The sequence below is a fragment of the Pseudidiomarina gelatinasegens genome (assembly GCF_004025325.1).
GTDB classification, from domain to species: domain Bacteria; phylum Pseudomonadota; class Gammaproteobacteria; order Enterobacterales; family Alteromonadaceae; genus Pseudidiomarina; species Pseudidiomarina gelatinasegens.
In genome coordinates this window covers 1-1501 of sequence record NZ_RSFE01000024.1, presented here as the reverse complement: position 1 = coordinate 1501, position 1501 = coordinate 1, and the positions used below count along the sequence as shown (strand labels likewise).

At 44.9% G+C, this 1501-nt stretch carries 1 protein-coding gene; it reads left to right on the top strand.

The genetic code is table 11. The features are described 5' to 3' along the window. The first annotated feature begins 227 nt into the window (after positions 1-227). Positions 228-1466: an IS110 family RNA-guided transposase gene (locus tag EGC76_RS11865; protein WP_128353210.1), complete on the top strand. Its 1239-nt coding sequence runs from the start codon at positions 228-230 to the stop codon at positions 1464-1466. Positions 1467-1501 lie beyond the last annotated feature (35 nt).

The following is a 1501-nucleotide window of genomic DNA, read 5'->3' as shown; positions in this document are numbered from 1 at the left end:
TATAGTCATTCGTACCCTGAGAACTACACTTTGATATGCATCAGGGTATGCGCTTATTGGATACGAATATTGAGCGAGAATCACTCGACGATCACCGCTTTTCTTTCGATCCAGTAAGTGCTCCATTGCTCGCTAACGAATACTCAGGGCATGCATTAAGACTGCTAGCTATATTTCTTTCGAAGAGCGTGGAAAGCATACCAATCTTCAGTAAATAGGAGTTGGTTATGACTGCGATTAATCAGTTTGCTGCCCATGTCGGATTGGACTGGGCTGATAAAAAACACGATGTATGTATTCAATACGAAAGTGGTGAACGTCGCTTTCAGGTAATAAAACATACGCCTGAAGCACTTGATTCCTGGCTTAAGGAATTGCACAAGCAAGTAAAGGGAAAGATTGCGGTTGCCCTTGAGCTGAAGAAAGGACCGATAGTATACGCACTTCAGAAGTATTCCTTTGTTACGGTTTTTCCGGTGCATGCCTTATCGTTGGCTCGATATCGACAAGCTTTTTGGCCCAGTGGCGTCAAAGATGATCCACTTGATGCTGAATTAGCACTCGATTTGATGCTGCGTTACCCCAAGAAGATCAAAGCTATTGAGCCAAGCAATAGTGACATTCGTTTGCTACAACAGCTCGTTGAACAACGCCGGCTGCTAGTGGAAGATAAGCGTCGCTTTGTTAATCGCATTATCAATACGCTCAAGCAATACTATCCGCAACCTCTGGATTGGTTTTCACACCGGGACAGTGAGTTATTCTGTGACCTGATAATACGATGGCCTACGCTCCAACAATTAAAACGTGCGAGACCGCATACGGTCAGGCTATTCCTCAATGCAAAAGGAGGGACTGCAGTTGCTCATACCGAACAGCGTATTGAGTCTATTTTTAACGCTGTCCCACTTACCACCGACGCGAGTGTAATCGAAGCTAACGCTTTAATGGCATTGGCCCTAGCCAAACAAATAAAGCTAGTGGCCGAAAATATCAAAGCCTATGATGAACGAATTGAAACGCTGTTTGATACATTACCAGATGCTAGCTTATTCAAATCGTTACCGAGTATGGGCCCTTGTATGGGGCCGAGAATGCTCGCTGCTTTAGGTGATGACCGGAATCGTTTTAACAGTGCCGAAGAAATACAAAATTATGCGGGGGTAGCTCCGGTGACCGAGCGTAGCGGACAGAAGTCATGGGTGCACTGGCGATGGCAATGCGCCAAGTTCGTGAGGCAAACATTCGTTGAATGGGCTGCCAAAACGGTATATTCATCATATTGGGCTGGTCTTTACTATCAGCAACAACGAGAAAAAGGCAAATCCCACCAGTCTGCAGTTCGGGCATTAGCATTTAAATGGATACGCATCATCTACTGTTGCTGGAAAACGAAAACACGTTACGATGAAGCAAGATATTTAAAAGCATTACGAGAGAGACAATCGCCTTTATTGATGGCATAAAAAACTTGCTGAAAGTCTCAGGGCGTGAAGCGGAC